Genomic DNA, 25149 nt, shown 5'->3' on the forward strand with positions numbered 1-25149 from the left:
ATAAAATTAATTAAATGAAAAAGAACGTTTCTATATTATTTTGCGTTTTGGGGCTTGCTTTCTTTAGCATTGGAAATGCCCAAAACCCAGAATGTCCACAGAACCTTTCGATTTTTGCGGGACATGCAAAAGTCAAAAATTACGATGCGGCGTATGAGCCTTGGAAGATGGTGTATGAAAATTGTCCAACTTTACACTGGGCGACGTATCACTATGGGGAACGCATTTTGAAACACAAAATTGAAAGTGACCCAGCTAATAAGGCAGAATACGTTAATATGTTGACTGAATTATATGCAACATCGTATAAGAATTTCCCAGACCGATATAATGAGACTGGAAGTTTGATCGATCAAGCATTATTACTTAATGACTATAAGTTAGGTACTGATGAGGAAATTTATCAAATCTTAGACAAGGCATTTAAAAACAATCCTGAAGAGTTTAAAAACGCTAAGGCACTTTATTTGTACTTCTCTAAATTGGTAGATTTACACGATGCTGGTAAGAAAGAATTACAAGAAGTATTTGATACTTATGATCATGTAACGGGTAAGATTGCTGAGGAAAACCAGGAAATTGGTGAAACCATTGTGAGGTATCTTGAAAAGGAAGAGGCTGGAACTCTTACTAGTAAAGAAGAAAAAGTCTTAGCAGCGGTTAGAAAAAACGGTGAGAACTACGAGAAAATCAGTGGTAGTATTGATGCGAAATTAGGTAAGTTAGCAGATTGTGATAACTTAATTCCATTATACCAAAAGAATTTCGAAGCGCGTAAAGGTGATGCTGAATGGTTAAAAAGTGCTGCTGGAAGAATGGATGCTAAAGGATGTGCGGGTGACCCATTATTCGTGAAAATGGTTGAGGCTCTTGACCAGATCGAACCTTCTGCAAGTTCAAAATATTACCTTGGTTCTCTTTATGATGAGCAAGGGGATATCACCAAAGCTTTTGAGTTTTACAAACAATCAGTTGATTTAGAAACTGACCCTGTTAAAAAAGCTAAAAAACTTACTAACCTTTCTAGTAAAGCAGCGAAAAGAGGTCGTAAGTCAGAAGCTAGAAAATATGCTAATGAGGCATTACAGTTGAATCCAGCTGGAGGTACTCCATATTTAATCCTAGCGAGCTTGTATGCTAATAGCGCAAATGATTGTGGTGGAACTGCTTTTGAAAAAAGAGCGATGTACTGGAAAGCAGCTCAAACTGCCAGAAGAGCTGGACAGGTTGACCCTTCACTTAGTAGTAAAGCTGCTAGTGCAGCAGCTAGTTACGAAGGAAGAGCCCCAAGTAAAACTGACATTTTCAGTTCAGGTATGGCTGGAAAAACAATTCAGTTTAATTGTTGGGTAGGTGGAAGTATTACTGTTCCAAGCCTTTAATGAATAGGATAAGTAAATATATAATATTGAACATTGTCACGGTTTTTACTGTGACAATGTTTTTTTCATGTAAGGGTAATTTGAAAGAGGTTCAAAAGATTAATGCCTTGAATAAAAACCCTATCGGTATAGCTGAGAACTATGTATTAAAATACACTGATTCCACAAAGTTAGTAGCTGTGGTCAGTGGTCCTCTTTACAAGGATTTTAGCAATCAACAATTTCCCTACAGAGAATTCCCGGATGGATTTCATGTGGACTTCTATGATGATGACAATCAGAAAAGCTCAATAGAAGCTGACTATGGCATTATATATCTGGAAACAGATCTCATCGATATGCAGGGTAATGTAATTCTTCAAACTCATGATGGCAGACAACTACTTTCTGATCAGTTGTACTGGGATCAAAGAAATCATTGGGTTTTCACTGAAGGGAACTATTCCTTTGTTAGTGAGGACCTCAATATTCAAGGTGTTGGGATAGATTTTAACAGGGATTTCAGTGTGGTTAATTCACACGGAAATACTGGAGATGCTCTTTTTGAAGAGACTGAGGAAAAGTAATCTGATTTCCTGATTTTAGCTATAAACCACATTTGCCATTTGGCCACTATTTTTAAGTAATATACTTCAGATAATTCTAACATTTGTCTGATGTACAGCGAAAATTTTGCGTATTTTTGGTTATTAATTCAAGCTTATGAAATATTTTAAGATTTTTGAAATTGCGTATTTGGTCATCGCAATTTTAGCCACTATTGAAGCGGTAAGAATGTGGTCTGTAGATCGCAATAGAGCCTATATTATGGTGTTATTTGCAGTAGTGTCTACAGGAATGTTTTTCTTTAGAAGATATTATCGTAAAAAGTTCGGAAACAGATCAAAAAATAATTGATGCTTTTCACCATAGGAGTCATAGTAGTATCACTGTTATCATGCTCTTTCTTTTTAGGTATGGAGGCAGCCTATCTTTCTGCTAATAAAATCCATGTTGAGATAGAGAAAAAACAAGGAGGTTTGATGGCTAAGGTACTGACCAGGCTGACTCTAAAACCCTCTAAATTCATCGCGACCATGTTGGTGGGTTATTACCTTTCATTGGTGGTGTATTCTATTTATTCCGCAGAATTAATCACAGGCTACTTTTATCCTGAATTTGAACAGTTTTCGGATCTACCTATTCAGCATTTATTGTTCATTGCGTTATGTAGCGGTTTGGTTCTCGCTGTGTTGGCTAAATTATTACCTAAAATCATATTCCAAATATATGCCAATACTCTTTTAAAAGCTCTAGCGATCCCCGTTTTCATTTGCTATAGTTTACTGAAGTATATCACCTCGTTTATTATGTGGATCTCCAAATTGATATCGAGGGTGTTCTTTAAAATTAACAACGGTGAGTTACAGTATGCCTTTTCTAAAGTGGAGTTGGGAGATTATATTTCTGAACAAATGGACGCGGTAGATCATGATCAGGAATTGGATTCAGAAATACAGCTTTTTCAAAATGCCTTAGAGTTTTCAGAGGTAAAAGCTAGAGAGGTAATGGTTCCTCGAACCGAGATTACAGCAGTTGAATTACATGAATCACCAAAGGGTTTAAGTTCGCTATTCACCAATTCTGGCTACTCCAAAATTCTGGTGTATAAGGATACTATTGATGACATTGTTGGTTATGTACATTCCTTTGATCTTTTCAAAAAGCCAAAAGGAATTAAGAGTATTATGATGCCTGTGGAGTTTGTTCCAGAGACGATGTTAATCAGCGATGTACTGGAAGTCCTTACAAAAAAACACAAAAGTATAGCCGTTGTTCTTGATGAATACGGCGGAACCTCAGGTATAATGACTGTGGAGGATATCGTTGAAGAACTCTTTGGAGAGATTGAAGACGAACATGATACTGTGGAATTGCTCGAAGAAAAAATATCGGATAATGAATATCGATTTTCAGCTCGTCTGGAAGTGGACTATGTCAATGAGATCTATAAGCTAGGACTTCCTGATTCTGAGCATTATGAAACCCTTGGGGGTATGATATTGAGCCAGTTGGGAGAAATTCCGGAGAAAGGGGCAGTTGTAGAATTTGATGGTTATGAGTACACTATTCTTGAGGTAAGTACTACTAAAATTGAAATAATACATCTCAAAGTGCTTGATCAATAGTAAAATTCTATAATAATTACAACTACAGGTTTTTATTATTCCAAAAAAGTGGTATTTTCGCCCCCTGTGAAATTATACAATAAACTTAATTTATAAATGGCAGTTCTAGAAAAAATAAGGAGTCGGTCGGTGTTTTTGATTATCGTGATCGGTTTGGCTCTGTTTGCATTTGTGATCTCTGGTGTTTTCAGTAACAATGGAGGAACAGGAAAAACAACTGTAGGAGAGGTTAATGGAGAAAGTATATCGCGACAAGATTTTGCCTTCAAGGTTGAAAATATGTCTAGAAGATATGGTGCTAACGCTAGTACAATTCAGGTTGTGAACCAGGTGTGGAACCAAGAAGTTAGGGACATTGTTTTAGAGCAACAGTTTGACGAACTGGGAATCAATATTGAAAAGGACCAAATCCTTAATGTGGTAAGAGCCAACCCAGGCATAGCTTCTAACCCAAATTTCCAAAATGAAGCTGGAGTTTTTGACGAAGGGAAATTCATCGAGTTTATTGCGGATTTAAAGGCTAATAATCCTATGGGTTATGAGCAGTGGAAAATGCAAGAGGATGTTTTGATCAACGCTTCTAAAGAGCAGTCTTATTTCAATTTGATTAAAGCTGGTGTCGGAGCTACTTTAAAAGAAGGTGAATTGGCTTATCATTTAGAAAATGACAAGGTAGACATCAAATATGTTCAAATTCCTTATAGCACTGTTGCTGATAGTGCAGTGACTGTTACAACCAGTGAAGTGGAAGCGTATATCAAACAACACGAAAAAGAATTCACTCAAGAAAGTTCTAGAGACATACGTTATGTGTTCTTTGAAGAAAAAGCATCTGATGCTGATATTGAAGAAGTTAAATCTTCACTTAGCAAATTGCTAAGTTCGAGTGTTGTTTACAACCAAACAACCAAAGAAAATGATACCGTTGCCGGTTTCAAAACCACCACTGATATCGCGGATTTTGTAAATAGAAATTCTGATGTTAAATATGATACTACATTTGTAACCAAAGCACAACTTCCAATTGCTTTCGCCGATACACTATACAATATGAGTGTAGGTGAGGTGTTTGGGCCATATAAAGACGGTAACTTTTACAAGTTAAGCCGTATGGTTGCAAAAAAAGAAGGCGGTTCTGTGAAAGCAAGCCACATTCTAATCTCGTATGAAGGAACAGGAGCTCAACCTAAAGAGCCTAGAACTAAAGAAGAAGCTAAAGCTCTTGCAGAAGATGTATTGAGTAAAGTTAAGGCTGATCCTTCAGCTTTTGCTGCATTGGCTCTTGAGTTCTCAGAAGATCCGGGCTCTGCAACTAGAGGTGGTACCTATGACAATATTCCTGAGGGGCAAATGGTTCCTGAGTTTAATGACTATATTTTTGACAATAAAACAGGTTCTGTTGGACTTGTAGAAACTGATTTTGGATTCCACATTATCAAAATTGAAGACAAGTACGACGTAGTTCGTGTTGCAACTATAGTAAGAGGTCTTGAGCCTTCTGAAAAATCAATTAGTGATCTGTTTAATGAGACCACTACCTTTGAAATGGCTTCTATCGATGGAGATTTCGGAGAAACTGCCAAAGCAGGGGATTACACAATTAGACCTGTAAACAGATTGAATGGCTTGGATGAGAATATCCCTGGTTTAGGAAATCAGCGTACTATTGTTCAGTGGGCATTTAATCTTGACACAAAAGTTGGCGCGGTGAAACGCTTTAGCACTACTAGCGGATATGCAGTGGTTCAACTTACAGGAAAACGCAGCGAGGGATTAGCTACTGCTCAAGATGCTTCGGCTAGAGTGTTACCTATCTTAAGAAAACAAAAGAAAGCTGCCCTTATCATGAAGAACAACAGCGGGAAGTCTATGGATGAACTAGCTAAGAGCAATGATGTAAGCGTGAAAGCTGCTTCTGAATTAACGATGAAAACCCCTACTGTTTTAGGAGCTGGAAGAGAGCCTAAAGTTGTAGGTGTTGCCATGGGATTATCTGAAGGCGAACAATCTGGCTTAATCGAAGGGGAAAACGGAGTGTTTATGCTAACTGTTAGCAAAAAAGCTATTGCTCCTTCTTTAGAGAGTTATGCAACATTTGCCAATACACAAAAAACATTGAATAGAAATAGATCAAATTTTGCGGCTTATAGTGCTTTGGAAGAAATGTCTGAAATTGAAGATTACCGCGCCGAGCTATATTAAGATCGTAATTTCACGAATCTAACTCAATTACAGTTTATAAAAAAACACTCCTAGGAGTGTTTTTTTATGCCATGTGGTAAAGGGCGAGTTGTGGAAGTTGTGGTGCTATTGTTCCACTATAGGAATATAAATTTCAGTCTTCCATCCCAAGGCATTCCCTCCTAAGTTAGGGTTGTTAAAAAATTGTTCTACGATCCTATTTGTCAATTGTAGTCCGTGGTTTTCTGCATAGTCATATAGACTAAACCAAGCTTGATGGGAGTACATATAATTACCATTAAATGTCGCCTTTAGAGCAGGTCTAGCAGTCATATTCTTGAAATAGATGTCTTTGGAAGCCGGTAAAGAGGTAACCCCACGTATGGGGAAACAAAAGTCCATATCTATACGATTGGTTTGTTTGTCAAAGGTGTTAACAGTAACCATTGGAAAGCCATCCGATTGTAAATCATGTGTAATGATAAACGAATTGATATAATTGTAATAACGCATCATTTGTGCGGCTTTGTTTTGAGGTGTTGTTGTAACGTTTACACAGGCACAAGATTTTTTAGGCGTGTGTGATGATCCTAAAATATCTACCTTGAATGTCGATAGGTTTTTGGAAAGGATGGATCTAAAATCGGTAAGCATGGCAACAGCATGCTGTTTGAATTCTGTGTTTGAAAAAGGGGCCGTTACTCTATTGTATAAACTATGATCGGGTTCTTTTACACCCACGCTAACAGCTGTAATTGAATCATTCACGTTCTCCATGTCCCAGTATAACAAATACTGTTTACCCTTGTAATAGAGTTTTTGTGTGAGTTGTGTGTATAAGGTACTGTCCAATGTTTTGGTAGCTACCATAGTACTTGCTTTATCCCAATTTGAGATACTGTAATATACCGTTCCGGTACTTGCTTTTTCCGAAAAATTATAGATATAATCAGCTTTCTTAAACCCTAGGTACCATATCATGATACAGACCATGATAAGGCTGGTTAACCCAATAATTTTCTTCATGATTTATCAGGTCTATTTTTCTACTACTACCTTTTGATTGTTTATTCCTTGCATCCGATTAATGACATGCTCTCCTACACTGATGCCCTGAACAAGCCCTTCTTCAATGGCCGCTGAATAGTGAATCCCTCCATACATGCGACTAACGGCCGCTTCTTCTGCTGCTTGATTGAATGAACTAAAGGATCTTACTGGTATTCCGAAAGGGAGTTCGGTATCATCCTCAAAGGCAAAATTATCACCAAATATAGAAGTTAATATTGTTGCTGATGCTCCTGAAACTACAGAATGACCACTAGAATATTCAGGGAAGGGTGGGGTTTGAAGGATGGGTTTCCAATTTTCATCTATATATCGATTGATGACGGTTTCTGGACGTATTAAATTACTTCTGTACTTCTCGTCCCAACAAGAAATGAAACCGTCAAATATACCAATGGCTGTCTTGGTGTAGGCAAACAGGGTTTTGCTGAAATCCGCATTATCTTTTCTAGATGCAATTTTAGCAATGCCAATCCAGTGGGCACCCGGGGATATTTTTTTTGTGGCAAACATTAGATGGCCTCTAGTTACTGAGACATAAGGATTACAATCCCAAAATTGTGCAATTTCAATACCTTCTGAGGAATCTCCCTCAGCAGTAATTCTGTTACTCTCATTGTATACTTCTATGACTTGTTTATAAAATTCACTATCCTTTTCCATTGAAAATTCTGGGGGTGGCAGCGGTCTATACTGGGAGGCTGAGTCGATGACAAGGGTTCGTATTTTATCCCAATGCGGTTCAAGGCCATCCATATATGAAGGAGGTGTAGGCTGCCAACGAGCAGGATCCTCTGAAATTACGGTAAATTTGGGCATGGTTCGAGTTTGTTTGTAGTTGTCTTTGTCCATCCAAGCCTTTATGTGATGAATAACTTTGTCAGCATATACCTTAGAGGCTTCAAACTCTCTTTCATTGATTTCTTTCCAACTGCTATAGAGGCTGTCCTGGAATTCTTCAATGCGATTTTCCGAAAAAATAAGACTTTTACTTAATTCATTATGCGTAATTATTGCTGCAACCTGATAATTGATTGCCTCAGGGTTTTCAGGTTCGGGTATTGGCTTTAAGTCCTTGACTTTCCCTACCATTGATTGGTAATTGGGATCTTCTAAGGCGATAATCTCATAGGCGGCAATATTGGGGTATACAAAGATTCTACTGGCTACAGGTGGTGAAAAAATATCATGAATCATGACTTCTACGACTTCATCTATGGAATGATGTAGATCTTCTGTGCTCACATCGATCGGTTTTTCTTTTTTCACGCAAGAGCTCACAACAATTGCAAGAATACTTAGGAGGGATAGTGTAATACGTCTCATCTTCTTATTTTTTTAACTTATAAAGTTCGGCTTCCTTATTGTTTATCGTAACGATCAGGTAGTTTTGATCATTGACTGTTATGGTGTTCAATTGTGTAACTGCTTTGCTCAACAGATTTAATCCGAGCGCAGGAGTTAAAACTATATTTGTGTTGTTATAAATCATTGCTCCTGAAAAGGAATCGAAACGTCCGTGATATGGTTTGACGCCAAAATAATTTCCAGCGGCCAAAACCTCTTCCTTACCATCGTTATCAAAATCATAATTTAAAAACGCAGTGATTGGAGCCATTTGCAACTGAATAGGAAAGGGGTTAAAAACAAATTTTCCATTTTTATTCTCTAGCCAACCGGACTCAAGGGTATGTACTTCCAATAGTTCAGCTTTTCTAAGTGACTCTGGAGTGAACACTTCTTCGATGGTTTTTCCTGCAAATGATTCATAAGTGGTGAATTTCTTACGCATTAGTCGTACCATCTGACTGGAAAGGATATCCAAACCTGCAAGTGTATAGTAAGAACCGTTTTTTTCGGTTGCGATAACGGTTTCAGTTGCACCGTCAGCATCGAAATCGGAATAATACATTTTCATAGGATATTGGCTTGAGGCTTTGAATTTTGTATTTGTTCCCCAATTTCCTAATAGATAATCTATATCACCATCATTATCTATATCAAATGGCGTAATACTTTGCCAAAGGCCATTGAGTTTTTCTTTTAGAGGCTGTATTTCTTCCAATACACCATTGTTGTTCTTGAAAAATTTCGGTGCCATCCATTCTCCTACCACAATCAGATCCTTGATGCCGTCATTGTCAAAGTCGTCCCAAACTGCATCTGTGACCATACCTGATTTTTGCAGTTGGTTATTTTCGAGTATACTGAAAGCGCCATTGGTATTCTCAAGTAAGTATGAATTAGGAATATTGCCAAAGTCGTTGTTTACGGCATTGCTACCTACAAATAGGTCAATGTCTCCATCGTTGTCAAAGTCATTTGACCTTACTATTGAAGCGTTTTCAAAATACTCAGGAAGTTCAACGCTACGCATCCCGTTTTCATTTTGTATGAAAAATGCATCGAGTAGGGGAGCCATTCTGTTGTAGTATTCACCACCGCCGGATCCCATGAAGATGTCATTTTTACCATCGTTATTGGCATCAAAAATTGCAGCAGTCACCACTTCTGTGTCCGTGTTTTTACTAACTTCAAGGTAGTCTGTGGCTATGAAAATGCTATCGGTTTGAATATAAATTTGGATTGGGTTCCCTTTGGAACTGCCAAAAAGGATGTCGTCTTTCCCATCATTGTTGAGATCACCCACGGTTGTAGCGGGACCGCGATCGGAAATTTGATATGGTATTAATTTCTGGCGGTTGAAATCAGTGAAATTATTTTCAGAGTGCACGAAATCTACTCCGATATTATCAGGAATCTTTTCGAATAATCTTTCCTTTTTTGTTTTCAGCAACTCGTAATCGAAGACTTTTCTTTCGGATTCAGGTTCTATAAGGAGGGTCTGGTTCGTCGCTACCTCGCGAAGTTTTTGAAAAGTATTGTCTGGCCATATGATCCAAAGTGAATCCACTGTACTCGCTTTTCCGTATCCAAAATGGAGTATAGGCTCGGAAGATGATTGAAAGCCCCGTACGGTATATAATTCTTTATATTGGACAACTCCATCAACATAGGAGAAAACCTTGGTGCCTATTCCGAAAGTGTTTTTTGTGCCTGTCTTAAATCGGAGTTTTAAGTAATTACGCTTATCGTTTATCTTATTAATGTATAGGCTTGCAGGCGAATTAATGTTGTTGGTGACAATATCAATATCCCCATCATTGTCCAGATCACCCATAGCCATAGCAGTAGTAACTAGGGTGTCATTTTTTATCCAAACTTTTGATCTATCGGCGAAAACCAAGGAATCAGATCCTTCGAAGATATAATTATGAACCTTTCCGCTGGGCATCATGTCCAATGCTCTTTTGTCAACCAATCTAGTATTGTCAAGTTTCTTCTTGATATTTTGACTCGATACAAATTTGATATAATCCAGATCATTTGGACGCCTTGGAATACCATTGGCGACAAACAAGTCCTGTTGGCCATCCTGATTGAAATCTTCAAACAAGGCCGACCAACTCCAATCGGTTGCAGCCACACCGCTTAATAGAGCTGTCTCTGTGTACCCTGCCTCTTGTTGGTTTATATGAAGCATATTGCGGGTGAATTGATAATGATAGCCCAATACCTGAGTTCTCATTTTAAGCATTTGTGGATTGTCGTCCCCTTCAGATGATTTTAAAACTCTTTCATCTTCAGGTAACATGTCCAATGAAAGTAGATCAGGAAAGCCATCGTGATTGATGTCTGCCACATCGTTCCCCATTGAGAAACGGCTGATGTGTCCAAAATTCTCCTTCAAGCGCTCACTAAATGTACCGTCTGTGTTGTTTATATAATAGTAGTCATCCTCATGAAAGTCGTTACCCACATAAATATCAGGCCAACCATCTTGATTAAAATCAGCTATAGCAAGACCCAATCCATAGCTATTCACACCGCTGAATATACCAGCTTGCTCACTGACATCTGTAAATACACTGCCATCATTGCGAAGTAATTTATCACCGGTTGGGTAGGATCTCTTGTAGCGAAGTTCTACACTCCCATAAGATTCCTGGGTGTGAACAGCGTGATTTAAGAGATAAATATCAAGGTCGCCGTCATTGTCATAATCCAAAAAGGCGGCTGTTGAACTGTAGGTGTCAAAATCTAATCCGTATGCTGCGGAACTTTCCGTAAAGGTATTGTCGCCATTGTTGATATAGAGTTCATTGTGTCCTTTGAAACCGTTAATCCCCACAACGGCACAAACATAAATATCTAGTAGCCCATCCCCATTAACATCTCCCATAATGGCTCCAGTATTCCAGGTACTGTTGCCTTGTATTCCTGCTGAGCCGGAAATATCTTCAAACTGAAGATTTCCTTTATTGAGGTACAGTTTGTTTTTTTCCTGATTTGATGTAAAGAAAATGTCAGCTAGACCATCGTTGTTGATATCACCAATAGCTACTCCACCACCATTGTAGAAGTAAAGGTAATCTAGGATATTCATCTGATCATTTTCGGTTAAGGTATTGATAAAATCGATTCCAGTATCCTGCGCAGATGGATTGCTAAATAGCTCTCCTTGATCGCTGCAGGCGAATAAGGTTATTAAAATCAAAAGATATGTTGTTGTTTTAATCATTGATTTTAAATAGTTTAGGGTTCTGATTGTTGATGGCCAGAATGAGGAATTGATTACCGGAACTATCATTTAGAAATTGGATTTTTTTCACCTCACCTTTGACGTGTAACCCTGAGGTGTTATAATCTTGCCATTCAAAGTTACCCGTTCCGTCTCCTAACAAAACACTACCGTAATTAGCATCAAGTCTTGAAAATTGTGGTTTAAAACCATAGGTGTTCCCAGCCATGATTAAATCCAAATGCCCATCATTATTAATGTCTTTACAACTGATACCACAAACACAAGAGAACTGTACGCGTTTATCGAGTTTTTTGACTTGAAAATCTCCAGCGCCCTTATTCCATGCGATGATCGATTCTGAAAGTGAAACTGTTTTTACTATAGATTGATTCATCTTTTGCTCCGAAAATAGCTCTTGTATGGATTTTCCGGAATACTGAGATGCTTTGATATTCTGTTTCTTTAAGGAGCTTAGTTGTGCCGTAAGTTCTGACTTCATGTGGATAGGCTTGTCCTTTCCTTCAATAGTTCTTGTGGTGATTTGCTCAATAGTTCCGTTGTCGTCAAAATCGTTAATATACATTTTCATTGGGGCTTCACTAGAAGGCTTGTAGGCAATATTACTTCCCATGTTTCCAAGGATAAGATCAATTTTCCCATCATTATCCAAATCTGCAGCTTCAATTGTATTCCACCATCCTCCATATTGATCAAGTGCGGTGGATTTATGGGAGAGTTGTCTGCCAGAATTTTCAAACACCATCGGAGCCATCCAATCCCCGACCAATACCAAACTTTTTTTAGTTCGGTCACCATCAAGGGCAACCCATATTGCATCTGTTACCATTCCGGCTTCTTTTAGATCATAGGCTATGCTTTCTGTTACGTTGATAAATGTTCCATCACCTTGATTTTCGAGAAGCAAATGTTTTGGGTTGATGCCATAAATACCCGGAACGCTTCTAGATCCGATGAACACATCGACATCGCCATCCCCATCAAAGTCGTAGGGAGCGATAACTGAAGTATTGTGATAGGTTGTTGGAAGCTCCTGACTACTTTTTGTAAAATTACCCTTGCCATCATTGATGTATAACCTGGTTCTATATTGTAATGCATTCACCTCTTCGTTTCCGCCCGAACCTACCATGAGATCCAAATGACCGTCGTCGTTGACGTCAAAAAATGAAGCGGCAGTGTCTTCCAATAAACGATCCTTTAAGAAATCCACTTGTTCAGTTTTTACAAAATCGCCATTTCCTTTATGCAGGTATAGTATCCCAGGCTGATTTTTGGCTCCTCCAATATAAATATCTTCATTACCATCCCCGTTTACATCCCCAACTGCCAAAGAAGGTCCCTCACGAGAAGTCATCTTAGAAATCATTCCTTCAAAGTCAAAATCTACAAATGTATTTTCCTTGTGAGCTTCGAAGTTGTTTGCCTCGGACTCTGTTAGCAAGGGCTTTAAAACACTTTGAATACTGTAATCATATTTTTCAGTAGCCTCTGCTTGACTCAATTGGAGCTGTTGGTTTGTGCTGATACTATCGAGTTTAACGGTGTAATCGTTTGGCCATACCACTCGGATGGAATCAATCACTGATGTACTACCAACTCCCAAGGTGACTGTATAATCCATGGACGACTGAAAGCCGCGATAGGGTATATGTTCATATAAAAGAGTCTGGTCGTCATAATACAAATTAACCGTGGTACCGATTGCAAAAGTGTTGGGTTTCTCACCAGTCAATTTTAGTTTGATATAATTATTCTCGGTTTGTTTTTCACTATTGTTTCTGTAAACAAAGCTTTGCATATTGACATTATTGACAATCAAGTCTAAATCTCCATCATTATCTAAATCTCCATAAGCTACTCCATTAGACATCCCTGGAGTGCTTAAGCCCCACTGAGCTGCTTTATTAGTGAAGGTAAGATCTTTGTTGTTTTTGAATGCATAATTAGGGATGGGGGTAGAAGGCATTTTTGTAAGGATGGAGTCAATGGCTTGTTTTTGCCCGGTTAATGCCATTCTCTGGATAATTTCATTGGCAAAAAAATCTACAAAATCAATATCTGTTAGGTCGTGATTAATACCATTTGCAACATAGATATCTCTATAACCATCGTTATCCATATCGAAGAGCACACCTCCCCAACTCCAGTCTGTCTTACCGACGCCACTGTAATAGGCAATTTCTGAAAAAGAACCGTTTCCGTTATTGAGTTGAAGTGTGTTTTGCATGAACTGTTGATAGAAGTCCTTGCTTTGTTTGAGTTTGAAAATATTATAACCCTCATAAATCGTTACAGTTTTTGCTCGTGTATCTCCCTCAGGAAGCATGTCGGTTATAAAAATATCCGTCAAGCCATCGTTGTTGATATCCGCCATATCCACACCCATCGATGATAAACTTAAATGGGAAGTCCAATTTTTAATTTCTTCACTAAAAGTGCCGTCTTGATTGTTGATATATAAATAGTCACGTTCATAGAAGTCGTTGGATACATAAATGTCAGGATAACCATCGTTGTTGATATCGCTTATCATAACCCCTAGACCAAAACCTATTAAACTACCATATATACCGGCCTGTTCACTGACGTCTGTAAATTTATTGCCGTCGTTTCTCAATAGCATATCTCCAACCCCTCTAAAAATATCCGGAATACCTTCCCAGTTTTGGGCTCTGACCTCCCGTTGACCTGCGTAACCGAGGCTACTTACAGGGATATTACTATTGTTCAAGATGTAGGCATCCAAATCTCCATCTTTATCATAATCAAAAAATACCGCATGAGTGGTAAATCCACTTTCTGCCAAATTGTATTCTTCGGCTTTTTCGGTAAAGGTTAAGTCGCCATTATTTATATACAGATCGTTGTTGTGGTTATTGCCTTCCATATTTCCAGCATTAGAAACATATATATCCAAAAGGCCATCGTTGTTGATGTCCACCATTGTCACACCAGTTGACCAGGGTTTGTCTCCACCTACGCCTGCTTTATCTGTGATGTCTTCAAATTTAAAATCACCCTTATTGAGATAAAGTCTGTTTTTTTCCATGTTGGCTGTCAGATAGATATCAGCAAGACCATCGTTGTTAATATCGCCTATGGCAACTCCACCGCCATTGTAGAAGTTTCTGTATTTGAAAATATTAAAGTCTTTTTGATTTTCGATCTTATTGATAAAATCAATACCGCTCTCCTGGGAAGAAACTAATGTAAAAAGCATCTCTTCTTGCTCTAGCCCATTTACTGTTGTCTGTTTTTTATCACAAGAAAACAGGAGGCATAAAAAACTAAGACTTAAGACTGTCTTTATCGAATGGGAGTATAGCGTTGTATTGTGCTTCATTATCGTGATTTTTTAAGAAAAACAGTTTTATTATTGTTGATAGTGATCATATAATTGACGGTATCTTGAATTCTTATGGTATTGATGTTTCTTGCAGGCCCCGGGATGTCAAAATTCTGTTCATGAATTACTTCAAAGAATCCCTTTTGATCATTGCGAAGGATCAGCCCATGAAGTGCATCAAGCCTTCCTAATTGGGTGCTGATCTCATAATTATTTCCAACCAGTAGTAGGTCGGCAAAACCATCCTGATCAAAGTCGTCTTTTTTAATATCAAAAACACTCGATGTCTGAGCCATAAAAGGAAGTGGATGTGGTGAGAAGTTATTAAATCCATCATTTTCAAAATAGACAGATGCTAAAACAAAGGTTTGTTTTTTATAAGCATTCTCTATCTTTTCCTTGTCAAAAAGTTCATCAAAGCCGGCATTGGCAAAATCACTATAAGAAAGAAATTTCTTGTTCAGCATTGGAATTTGCTTGACAAGTTCACTTTTTGAAGAAAAGGTAGTTTCTGTATCCTGATAAAAATAGGTGATAACAGGCTCCTCCTGTCCATTGTCATCAAAATCGTTTCTATATAGCGTAATAGGCTGTGTTTCTGAGGCTTTTAACCGGGTGTTCAATCCCCAATTTCCAGCGATGATATCCATGTCACCGTCCTTGTCAAAATCCCCTACTTCTAGTGAATTCCACCAGCCATTAGTTTTAGATAAGTTGCTGTTGAGTGGTTTTAGACTCTTTCCATCATTAATGAAGATTGAAATAGGCATCCAATGTCCCGCTACTACAGCGTCCATGTATGTGTCATTGTTAAGATCTATCCACTTGAGATCTTGTACTAAGCCGATGTTTTGAAACTCTGGCGCATAGGTTTCGGTAATATCCTCAAAGACACCTTGTCCGTTATTTTGAAAGATATATTGTTTTGGGGTTTTACCAAATTCCCTCGGGATCCCATTGGAAGTAATGCATAAATCAAGATCCCCATCATTATCAATATCAACCGCAGTTACTGTTGAAGCATGGATAAATACGTCCTTGAACGCAATACTGTCTCGGACCATTTTTCCATCAAGATTGATGTACAGCCTTGGAGATAGTGGTTCTCCTGTAATGAATTCGTTTCCTGCGCTGACCACAATTAAATCTTGATCACCGTCTGCGTCAGCATCAAAAAAGAGATTGTCCACGTCTTCGCTTATGGCGTCTTTGTCAAAGAGATCTTTTTGAGTGGATTGAAATGTTCCATCAGCTTGTTGAAGAAATAATTCCGATGCTTGTGCTTTGGCGCCACCAATAAAGAAGTCTTCCAGGCCATCATTATTTACATCAGCCACTGTAGTTTTTGGACCTTGATTGGTGTTTGCAAAAGGAATTAGCGGATCTCTGTTGAATTCAATTGAGGTATGATCTTTATGCAGAAAATCAACTGGAGATTTTCTGTTTTTTAATAATCCCGAAATTTCATTAGGGCGGATATTCTCGTATTTGGAAAGTGCCTTTTTATAATCGACAACCAGGGTAGTGTCGATTGGTTGATGGTATATTTTTTCAAACCTTCTATCTGGCCAAATTATATGTACCGAATCTATGGTTGTGCTTTTTCCGATTCCAAAATGAAGTTCGGGAGTTACCGCAGACATAAAGCCCCGGCTAGTGTAATTTTCGCTACTAATGGATTTGTCGCCCGTATAGACAGTGGCTTTAGCCCCAATGGCAAAACGGTTCTGCTCACTCCCCTTGAATTTTATTTTTAGATAATGATGGTCAGGCAGCATTTGATCAGTATTGTTTTTTATAATCATCGCAGGTTCATTTACATTATTGACGACAAGGTCCAAATCACCGTCATTGTCTAAATCTACATACACACTTCCATTACTATAGGATGGGATTTTTGAAAACCACTCTTCCGTCATATCAGTAAAGCTGTTATCTCCGTTATTTTGAAATAGATAGTTTGGGATATGTTTTGTCGGAATCTTGTCAATGAAAGCCATATCTTGGGGACCCATACCTTTTTTTAACCGACTTTGAATATGTTCATTTGCGATAAAACTGATAAAATCCATGTCATTAGTCGCACCTATGATACCATTTGAGATAAACACATCCTTAAAACCATCATTGTTTAGGTCAGCCAATAAAGGTGCCCATGACCATTCGGTTGATGCGATGCCGCTTAAAAATGCGGTTTCGTGAAAATACTGCCCGCCGTTGTTGATATGCAAAGTGTTTTGCATGAATTGTGGAGCGTAACCATTTTTTAAATAACTGCTATAGATTTGATAGTTGTATTCCGTCCCCGAAGTTTTGTAACTCTTTAAATCTTGGGGAAGCATATCTGCAGAAACGATATCAGTGTAACCGTCATTGTTAATATCTGCAATATCATTGCCCATGGAAAAATGGGTAGTGTGCCCAAATTTTGTTTCGTTGTTGGCTATAACCTCTTTAAATGTTCCGTCTTTTTGATTGGTATAGAGGTAATCGTTTTCAAAGAAATCATTACCAATGTAGATATCCGGATAGCCGTCGTTGTTAAGATCAGATATTGAAACACCAAGTCCGTAACCAATTCCTCCTTGGTGAATACCCGATTCTTGAGAAACATCAATGAAAATTCCGTTGTCATTTCTAAGGAGCATATCGCCTGCTAAGGAATCGATTTCATACCTTTTCTTTCCACTGCCGTAATTACGATTAGGGTATAAGGAGTGGTTTAGTAGGTACATGTCCAAATCTCCGTCAAGGTCATAATCGAAAAAAGTAGCTTGTGTGGCGTAGGAGTGTATGTTGAGTTTATATTTTTCTGATTCCTCTACAAATCGAGGGATGCCCTCACTGTTGGGGCCTTGGTTTATATACAACAGGTTATGTGACTTGATTTCCGATAGGTTACCGACCCTACAAACGTAAATATCCATCCAACCATCATTATTAATATCTACAACGGTCACCCCGGTAGTCCAGTTTTCTGCATTGGATATGCCTGCTTTATCTGTAATATCTATAAACTGAAAATCCCCTTGGTTAAGATAGAGCTTGTCGGAAGATTGATTAGCGGTAAAGTAGAGATCCATCAAACCATCATTGTTGAAATCAATCGCAGCAACACCCGCCCCATTATAATAATAGAGATAGTTAAGGATGTTTAGATCTGGAGTATTGGTAAGTTTATTTGTGAAATCCATTCCTGTTTCACTTCTATCTAAAAGCGTGAAAAGTCGTTCCTCTGATGTGTTGCAAGAGAGTAGGAGTAAAAGGGACAGAAGTACTAATTTTACGGAATGATCTATAACCATCAAAGGAAATGTAAATTACGTTGTAATTATCTAAACAAATTCGTTTCTTGCTTTGTCTACCAAAAAAAGCCAACTTGAGAAGTCAGCTATTCTGGATAATTGTATAAAGAAATATTTTGAACTATTTGAACACTACTAAAGTAACCAATAATGCTACTTGTTTAGGTTAAGGAGAGTTCAAAAAGATTAATGAAAAGTTAATTGTATTAATGAAAGTTAAATTTAAAATCTGGAATGCAATTATTTAGTTACTTGTTGTGATGTTAAATCTTAAAAAAGGATATATAGTTGTTTTTATAATATCAGTCATCGGATTGGCTTTTATTCAATATCAATATTTAAGAATAGGGCTTAATCTTGCCAAGCTCCAATTCAATACCAAAACAGGACAAGCTTTACAAACCATCAAGACCGATTTAGGTACCAAGAACGAACTTACTTTCTTGATGGCACAGGCTATAAATAAGGATGATTCTCATTTTAATTTGAGCCTGGATAGTATTCAAGATGCTACACGCTATTTTTTAAATGACTTTTTAGTGGACCGGTTTTTACAGCAAGGGATAAAAACTGACTTTGTCTATCGTTTGCATTCTGAGGATAGTACCATTTTTTTATCTCCCGGCTATAAACAACTGGAGGAAGAGGAATTGAAATTTCCGATGCTACTCAATGGGTATTTGCCGGAGACGGTTCATAAGAGGTTGGTACTTGATATTCAATTTGAAGATCTAAGTAAATATTTTTTATCGCAACTCAATGGGCTGACCATACCAAGTTTACTATTTATAGTGGCTATTATCATTGTAGTTATTTGGGTGATACGCTCGATGTATTGGCAAAAGAATGTGATCACCACAACCAATGACTTTATCAATAATCTCACTCACGAACTGAAGACACCGGTTTTTTCAATAGGTTTAGCTACCAAATTACTGGAAGAAAAGGCAGGGGAGGACCAACAGAAGTTGATTGGGATGATTAGGGACCAAAACGAGAAATTGAAAACGCACATCGATAAGGTTCTGGAATTGTCAGGCATGGAAACTAATAAAAAGATACTAAAATTGAGTCCGGGTGATTTCTATCCCCCGCTGGAGAAGTTGGCGAACACTTTTGCAGCCTTTGCAATTTTGGAAGATATTGAATTTAAGTACAGCCTCGAGGACACTCGTTATTGGCTGAATTGCGAAGATAGCCATCTTTCAAATGCGGTAGGGAATCTATTAGATAATGCAAAGAAGTATTCATCAAAGCATCAAGTGATCCAATTGAAGGCCTACACACAAGAAAAATTCTTGTATATTGTTGTGGAGGATAATGGAATAGGCATCGCGAAAAATGAACTAAAAAACATCTTCAAGAAATTCCACAGGATTCCATCCGGTGACTTGCAAAATGTAAGAGGGTATGGGCTAGGCTTAAGTTATGTGAAACAGGTGATCAAATTGCACAAAGGGAATGTTTCAGTAGACAGTCAGCTTGGAGAAGGAACTATAGTAACCATAAAATTACCACTGCTTAAAAATGGAAAATAATAGAATATTATTGGTGGAAGACGATAATTCACTTGGTTATTTATTAAGTGAATACCTGAGTATGAAAAACTTTCAATTGGAGTGGGTGACCAATGGTGCAGAAGCTTTAGGTATACTAAATCAGAAGGCCTTTGATTTAATTATCATGGATGTTATGATGCCTGAAATGAATGGCTTTACACTAGCCTCAAAAGTTAAGGATGAATTTCCTTCGATCCCCTTTATTTTTTTAACGGCTCGTTCTTTAAAGATCGATGTGCTCAAAGGCTTTTCACTTGGGGCAGTAGATTATTTAAAAAAGCCAATTGAGGAGGAGGAATTAGTGGTTAGAATTGAAGCCTTATTGTCGCGATTACATCAGGGAGACAAAGAAAACGTTCAAGGACCCCATCAAATAGGGGCCTATCTTTTCAATAGTAAAAACCAACACCTTCAATACGGAGATACTATGATTACCCTTACTTCTAGAGAAAGTGAGCTGCTTCTATTTTTATGGAGAAATAAAAATCAACTTTCCTTACACAAGGACATACTGATAAAGATCTGGGGGAAGAATGATTATTTTAATCGCAAAAGCCTAAATGTCTTTATTTCTCACCTTCGGAAATATCTCAAACACGATCCGAGTATATCTATCGAAAATGTACACAATAAAGGATTTATACTGAAACTGCAAGAATAAAAAAACCTGCCGAATTACTAGATTCCGACAGGTTTGTTTATATGATAGACTATTACAGGTGTTTAGTAGCCTTCGTTTTGTGTTAAATTTGGATTGGTAATAATCGCTGTTGCCGGGATTGGGAAAAGAACTCTAAATGCTTCAGTACTTTCTTTATGAGCCCATGGTTCAGTGAATTTTCCGAAACGAATTAAGTCACTTCTTCTCCAGTATTCGCCATAGAGCTCTCTACCTCTTTCATCCAACAAACCCTGCTCTGTTAATGATCCAAGTGGTGTTGCTTCTCGAAGAACTCGCAACTCATTTACTAGTGCAAGTGGATCTTCAGATGAACTTCCCCCGCGCATAATAGCTTCTGCCTTCATTAAATGAGCATCCGCATAACGGAAAAGTACCATGTGGGTAGCAAAGGATCCATTTGCAGGAGAATATTTTAACAACCTAATTCCGGAAGTTTCATTATTACCCAAAAGGCCCGGTAATTCTTTAGTGTACGATAGATTATTACCGGTACGATCCTTTAAGATTTCTCCGTTGGGCCCATATTGCTGACCAATTAAAAAGCCAAATCCAATATTTGAGCCATCTTTAATGCCGTCATTATCAGTATCATCTGATCCGTCAGCTTCTACTGCCGGTGTTCCGGAAAGCGGAACATAACCTCTTCGTTCTTCTTGTCCGGATCCCGGGGTGTTTACCATAGGATCACCTTCGAATAGATCATAAAACTCTGCGAGTGTTGTGAATCCGTTCCATCCACCACCTGTGTTATCCGGTGCTCCTTGGTTGTAATGTAATCCATCCCATATCCTCGAACCAACATCAGAAGTGGTATAGAAGATGGTTTCAGTATCGACTTGATCGGTAAACAATTCAAAATATCCCGGTTGAAGATCGAAACCATCGCCTTGTATTGCATCTACAAGGTCTACTACTTGAGTCATATCAGCTGGATCAGGAGTTGCTGCACCAGTGTAGATGTGTTTGTTAAGAAGTAACTTTGCTAATAAATAACGTGCCGACGCTTGTGAGGCTCTTACAGTTCCTTCTCCTGGTCCTGTGGCAGGAAGATCCGTAATAGCTTCGTTTAAATCATTAATGGTAAAGTCTACTGCTTCAGTCCGTGTCATTACAGTAGGGGCCACATCAGGAGTATCGTCCGGGTTTCTGAAAGGCACCTGTCCAAAGAGATCGATAATCCAAAGCATACTATAAGCCCTGATAAATTTTGCTTCTGCCGCTTGCAGAGTTGATGGATTACTCCTTTGGTCAATAATAGCAGTGGCATTATATACATTTGAATTTAATTCATTCCAAGTGTTTTTTATCAAGTTATGTGTTGTACTCCAGGTATGACTGTGAAGGGTCCTCCAAACTCCGTTGTCTCCCCAATCGGTTCCTCTTGTTGGTACTACAAATTCATCAGAAGAGACCTCAGTGATACCATAAAGATTTTCCTGTGTTTGCACCTGTCCCCTTACACTGTTGTATAGATTCTCAAGACTTGAAGTCGGTTCAATACCAGTAAACTCCCCAGTTAAATTCTGGAAACGGGAATCTGTTTGCTCAATTTCCAGGTCCGTACAACCTGTAAAACCCAGAAATAATGCAGTTATTATAAGTATGTATATTTTAGATGTTTTCATGTTGTCGTATTAAAATGATGCATTAATTCCAAAAGTGATTGTCCTTGGTCTCGGGAAACTAGTGTAATCAATCCCAAGTGAAGGAATGTCGTTCAGTGGCTTTGGAGTGTTCACCTCCGGATCCAAACCTGAGTAATTTGTGATTAGGAAAAGGTTTTGTCCGGTAAGCGAAAACCTCAAGTTGTCCAGAAACCAATCCTCATCTACAGGGAAGTCATATCCAATAGAAGCATTTTGTAACCTTACAAAATCTCCTTTTTCCAGGAATCTGGTAGAAACGTCAGGCGCATTGGCTGGCGATTCCCCATTAGTTAACACATCCTCAGTAACATTTTTACCGCCGTTGATTATTCCAGCGGTAAAGAATGCGTTGGTATTGTTGTTATAAATATACTGACCGAATTGTCCAGCAAAGAACATGTTGAAATCCCAATTTTTATAGGATAAACTTGTCGAAAGACCTGATGTTACTTTTGGTAAAGCACTTTTATCTACAAATTCTTGTACGTCCCCATTAGGATATACAGAGATCCCGTTTTCATCATAGCCGGCAAACTCTCTTAAATAGTAAGAGAATAATGGTTGACCACCAGTTAATAGTTGAGCATAGGCTCCAGTGAGTCCATTACCACTAATAGCACCAGTTTGAATCTGTCCATTGAAGTTCTTAACCATATTATCATTATAGGAAATATTAAAGCCTACATTCCAGGTGAGATCCTCAGTTTGAATAAAATCATAGTTTATAGAGAATTCAATTCCTTTATTAATGACATCCGCATCAACATTTTCAAAAACAAATGGTTGAGGTGAAGGCTGAGCGATTTCTTTCTTTAATAATAATCCGGTTGTTGTTTTATGGTATACATCAATACTACCGCTCAAACGCTCATCGAAGAATCCATAATCAAATCCGATATTTGCCTGTGCCGTTTCTTCCCATTTAAGACTGTTGTCTGCGTAGGATACAAACTCTGTTCCAGGAGCATTAATATCGCCTGCGTTACTGATTCCTATTCCTTGGAAACGTTGTCTGTAAGTGAAGTTGCCATAACCAAGTCCTTCTTGGTTCCCTGTTATACCATAGCCTAATCTTATCTTTAAGGTAGAAACGGCTTCTCCGATGAAATCTTCCTGATCTATTCGCCATGCCAGCGCTCCGGAAGGGAAATAACCGTAGCTGTTATCTGGCCCAAATCGAGAAGAACCATCCGCCCTAAGAGTAACTGTTAACATATACCTTTCCAAGAGGGTGTAATTGATCCTTCCAAAATAGGATTGTAACTCATCTGTGTAATTGTATGTATCGGCAGCAACTGCTGTCAGCGGCACGCCACTCGGAGTACTTAGCATTTCATTTTGTGAAATTTCCGGAAATAAACGATTAACAAACAATCCATCCGGATCGTAACCGTACTGTTGATATGACCCGGAAATACTATTTTCGATGATCTTTGCAGCATTTTTAAGCTCGTCATACATATCAAGCATATTAGCTGTGGTATATCCAAATCCTTGAACAGATTTTCCGGCATTTTTGAAACTTTGATACGAATACCCCACCAATACATCAATTTTAGAATTTCCAAATTCCTTTTTGTAGTCAAGGGTAACATCAAATAATTCATTTTTGATATAATTATCAGCAAAGTAACCTCTACCATTTCCCGGAGCTCCATTGGTCAGTCCCGTAATGTCGGAAGATAAGGCCTGTTCCTTTTCTCCGAGGGATTGATCGAAACCTAAATTTACTTTAGCTTTTAAACCATCTATAATTTCGTATTCTGCTGAAATGTTAGCTAAATAACGTTTGGTGTGGGTGTTGTCCCTGTAGTTATGAAGTAATTGGGTCGGAATGAGTTCGTTCCCACCAGTGGAGAAATTAACATCATTTGGCCAAGTTGGGTTCGCAAAATAAGTAGCACCTAATAAGTCTCCGGTGGAACCCGCAGTATTGGTGATCATAGGAGCTTCATCATTTAACTTTGAAATCGTTCCGTTGAAATCAATTTTCAATTTATCACTAAAAAAACGCTGAGAAGCATTGATTCTTGCAGTAATTCTTTCCTGAGAGGAGTTTTGTACAATACCTTGTTGATCCCCATATCCAAAGGATGCTCTTATAAAGCCGGAGCCATAATTATTGGTGTATGCCAGGTTGTGATTGTTTGAAAAGGAAGTTCTCAGAACTACATCTTGCCAATCTGTATTATAACCATAGTCTAAGGCGTTTCTATCCCCGCCGTACTGATCGATGGCATCTAAAAAGGCATCTCTACCTAATAAATCATATCGTTCTGCGACCAAAGATACACTGGTACTGGTGTTGATTTCAAATTTCCCACCTTGTCCGGATTTCCCGCTTTTAGTAGTGATAATTACTACTCCATTTGCGGCACGTGACCCGTAGATGGCTGTGGCGGAGGCATCTTTTAGGATACTTATACTTGCGATATCATTTGGGTTTAAGAAACTTAAAGGGTTTTTGGCAGAACTTGTACCCGCTCCCAAGTCAATACCTCCGGAAGCTGTTTCGCCTCCAGATAATGGTACTCCGTCAACTACGAATAAAGGGTTGTTATTGGATCGCACTGAGGCCGTACCACGAATTCTTACCTGCACTCCTGCGCCAGGCTCACCACTGGTCTGGGTAATTTGTACCCCAGCGGTTTTACCCTGTATCAATTGTTCAGGTGAAGCAATAACACCTTGGTTAAAGTCTTCGGCGCTTACAACTTCCACCGCGCCTGTTGCATCTTCTTTGGTAGTCGTTCCATAACCAATGACAACTACTTCACTTAATGCCTCTGCATCAAGCTGGAGGGTTACATTAATAGTAGTACGCCCGTTTATGGTGATTTCTTGGGTGGTAAACCCAAGGTAACTAAATACCAGGACGGCTTGTGCATCTACATCATTCAAGGTGTAGTTTCCGTCAAAATCAGTTTGTGTTCCATGAGTTGTTCCTTTTACAAGGACACTGGCCCCGGGTAATGGACCGTTTTGGTCAGATACCGTTCCACTGACAGTCTGCGCCTGAACCATGCTAAAGCACAACAGTGCTCCCACAAAGGCCAGGCCTTTCAGTAAATTGTTCTTCATACAATTAGTTTTTATCGTTCAAATAACTAGTTAATGAACATTTCCTTTTTTGATAACCGCATCACTGGTATGAATCAAATGCTAGAAATGCCAATTGTTAAATTTATGCTAATTAATGTAGATAA

At 38.4% G+C, this 25149-nt stretch carries 14 protein-coding genes; 7 read left to right on the top strand and 7 right to left on the bottom strand.

The window, feature by feature from the left end:
• Nucleotides 1–14: 14 nt before the first annotated feature.
• From ACN0TV_RS13290 to ACN0TV_RS13310, 5 genes are all read left to right on the top strand, one after another.
• Nucleotides 15–1382, top strand: coding sequence for a tetratricopeptide repeat protein (locus ACN0TV_RS13290; RefSeq protein ID WP_417363406.1), 1368 nt, complete (start codon nt 15–17; stop codon nt 1380–1382).
• Nucleotides 1382–1948, top strand: coding sequence for an LPS export ABC transporter periplasmic protein LptC (lptC, locus tag ACN0TV_RS13295; RefSeq protein ID WP_417363407.1), 567 nt, complete (start codon nt 1382–1384; stop codon nt 1946–1948). The genes ACN0TV_RS13290 and lptC overlap by 1 nt, the downstream gene beginning before the upstream one ends.
• Before the next feature lie 136 nt (nt 1949–2084).
• The gene (locus tag ACN0TV_RS13300) at nt 2085–2279 is read left to right on the top strand and encodes a hypothetical protein (RefSeq protein WP_417363408.1); all 195 of its coding nucleotides are present in this window, start codon (nt 2085–2087) and stop codon (nt 2277–2279) included.
• A complete protein-coding gene (locus ACN0TV_RS13305; RefSeq protein ID WP_417363409.1) occupies nt 2279–3550 on the top strand; it encodes a hemolysin family protein in 1272 nt (423 codons plus the stop codon). The genes ACN0TV_RS13300 and ACN0TV_RS13305 overlap by 1 nt, the downstream gene beginning before the upstream one ends.
• 96 nt (nt 3551–3646) lie before the next feature.
• On the top strand, nt 3647–5752 hold the full coding sequence (locus ACN0TV_RS13310; RefSeq protein ID WP_417363410.1) for a peptidylprolyl isomerase: 2106 nt from the start codon (nt 3647–3649) through the stop codon (nt 5750–5752).
• A gap of 105 nt (nt 5753–5857) precedes the next feature.
• Here the strand turns inward: ACN0TV_RS13310 and ACN0TV_RS13315 are convergent, their stop codons facing one another.
• The 5 genes from ACN0TV_RS13315 to ACN0TV_RS13335 are packed head-to-tail and all read right to left on the bottom strand — an operon-like array spanning nt 5858 to nt 18056.
• Complete coding sequence (locus tag ACN0TV_RS13315) at nt 5858–6757, bottom strand: GyrI-like domain-containing protein (protein WP_417363411.1); 900 nt, start codon at nt 6755–6757, stop codon at nt 5858–5860.
• 12 nt (nt 6758–6769) lie between these two features.
• On the bottom strand, nt 6770–8125 hold the full coding sequence (locus tag ACN0TV_RS13320; RefSeq protein ID WP_417363412.1) for a vanadium-dependent haloperoxidase: 1356 nt from the start codon (nt 8123–8125) through the stop codon (nt 6770–6772).
• 4 nt (nt 8126–8129) lie between these two features.
• Nucleotides 8130–11381 carry a VCBS repeat-containing protein gene (locus ACN0TV_RS13325; protein WP_417363413.1) on the bottom strand — a complete coding sequence of 1084 codons (3252 nt, stop codon included), beginning with the start codon at nt 11379–11381 and terminating at the stop codon, nt 8130–8132.
• Complete coding sequence (locus ACN0TV_RS13330; protein WP_417363414.1) at nt 11374–14748, bottom strand: VCBS repeat-containing protein; 3375 nt, start codon at nt 14746–14748, stop codon at nt 11374–11376. Before ACN0TV_RS13330 ends, ACN0TV_RS13325 begins: the two co-directional genes overlap by 8 nt.
• A complete protein-coding gene (locus tag ACN0TV_RS13335; RefSeq protein WP_417363415.1) occupies nt 14748–18056 on the bottom strand; it encodes a VCBS repeat-containing protein in 3309 nt (1102 codons plus the stop codon). Before ACN0TV_RS13335 ends, ACN0TV_RS13330 begins: the two co-directional genes overlap by 1 nt.
• Nucleotides 18057–18316: 260 nt before the next feature.
• On the opposite strand from ACN0TV_RS13335, the gene ACN0TV_RS13340 reads away from it, so the two are divergent.
• Nucleotides 18317–19594 (top strand): sensor histidine kinase, encoded by a 1278-nt coding sequence (locus ACN0TV_RS13340; RefSeq protein WP_417363416.1) that lies wholly within the window; start codon nt 18317–18319, stop codon nt 19592–19594.
• On the top strand, nt 19584–20276 hold the full coding sequence (locus ACN0TV_RS13345; RefSeq protein WP_417363417.1) for a response regulator transcription factor: 693 nt from the start codon (nt 19584–19586) through the stop codon (nt 20274–20276). Before ACN0TV_RS13340 ends, ACN0TV_RS13345 begins: the two co-directional genes overlap by 11 nt.
• Before the next feature lie 62 nt (nt 20277–20338).
• Here the strand turns inward: ACN0TV_RS13345 and ACN0TV_RS13350 are convergent, their stop codons facing one another.
• Nucleotides 20339–21922, bottom strand: coding sequence for a RagB/SusD family nutrient uptake outer membrane protein (locus ACN0TV_RS13350; RefSeq protein ID WP_417363418.1), 1584 nt, complete (start codon nt 21920–21922; stop codon nt 20339–20341).
• 9 nt (nt 21923–21931) lie between these two features.
• Nucleotides 21932–25024 (bottom strand): SusC/RagA family TonB-linked outer membrane protein, encoded by a 3093-nt coding sequence (locus ACN0TV_RS13355; protein WP_417363419.1) that lies wholly within the window; start codon nt 25022–25024, stop codon nt 21932–21934.
• Nucleotides 25025–25149: the final 125 nt, after the last annotated feature.

The sequence above is a fragment of the Galbibacter sp. genome, assembly GCF_048266365.1.
Taxonomy (GTDB): Bacteria; Bacteroidota; Bacteroidia; order Flavobacteriales; family Flavobacteriaceae; genus Galbibacter.

What these genes read in the sequence shown, in the direction of transcription:
- ACN0TV_RS13350 (WP_417363418.1), bottom strand. Translation starts at nt 21,922, where the DNA reads ATGAAAACATCTAAAATATACATACTTATAATAACTGCATTATTTCTG.
- ACN0TV_RS13320 (WP_417363412.1), bottom strand. Translation starts at nt 8,125, where the DNA reads ATGAGACGTATTACACTATCCCTCCTAAGTATTCTTGCAATTGTTGTG.
- ACN0TV_RS13340 (WP_417363416.1), top strand. Translation starts at nt 18,317, where the DNA reads ATGTTAAATCTTAAAAAAGGATATATAGTTGTTTTTATAATATCAGTC.
- ACN0TV_RS13290 (WP_417363406.1), top strand. Translation starts at nt 15, where the DNA reads ATGAAAAAGAACGTTTCTATATTATTTTGCGTTTTGGGGCTTGCTTTC.
- ACN0TV_RS13305 (WP_417363409.1), top strand. Translation starts at nt 2,279, where the DNA reads ATGCTTTTCACCATAGGAGTCATAGTAGTATCACTGTTATCATGCTCT.
- ACN0TV_RS13330 (WP_417363414.1), bottom strand. Translation starts at nt 14,748, where the DNA reads ATGAAGCACAATACAACGCTATACTCCCATTCGATAAAGACAGTCTTA.
- ACN0TV_RS13345 (WP_417363417.1), top strand. Translation starts at nt 19,584, where the DNA reads ATGGAAAATAATAGAATATTATTGGTGGAAGACGATAATTCACTTGGT.
- ACN0TV_RS13325 (WP_417363413.1), bottom strand. Translation starts at nt 11,381, where the DNA reads ATGATTAAAACAACAACATATCTTTTGATTTTAATAACCTTATTCGCC.
- lptC (WP_417363407.1), top strand. Translation starts at nt 1,382, where the DNA reads ATGAATAGGATAAGTAAATATATAATATTGAACATTGTCACGGTTTTT.
- ACN0TV_RS13300 (WP_417363408.1), top strand. Translation starts at nt 2,085, where the DNA reads ATGAAATATTTTAAGATTTTTGAAATTGCGTATTTGGTCATCGCAATT.
- ACN0TV_RS13310 (WP_417363410.1), top strand. Translation starts at nt 3,647, where the DNA reads ATGGCAGTTCTAGAAAAAATAAGGAGTCGGTCGGTGTTTTTGATTATC.
- ACN0TV_RS13335 (WP_417363415.1), bottom strand. Translation starts at nt 18,056, where the DNA reads ATGGTTATAGATCATTCCGTAAAATTAGTACTTCTGTCCCTTTTACTC.
- ACN0TV_RS13315 (WP_417363411.1), bottom strand. Translation starts at nt 6,757, where the DNA reads ATGAAGAAAATTATTGGGTTAACCAGCCTTATCATGGTCTGTATCATG.
- ACN0TV_RS13355 (WP_417363419.1), bottom strand. Translation starts at nt 25,024, where the DNA reads ATGAAGAACAATTTACTGAAAGGCCTGGCCTTTGTGGGAGCACTGTTG.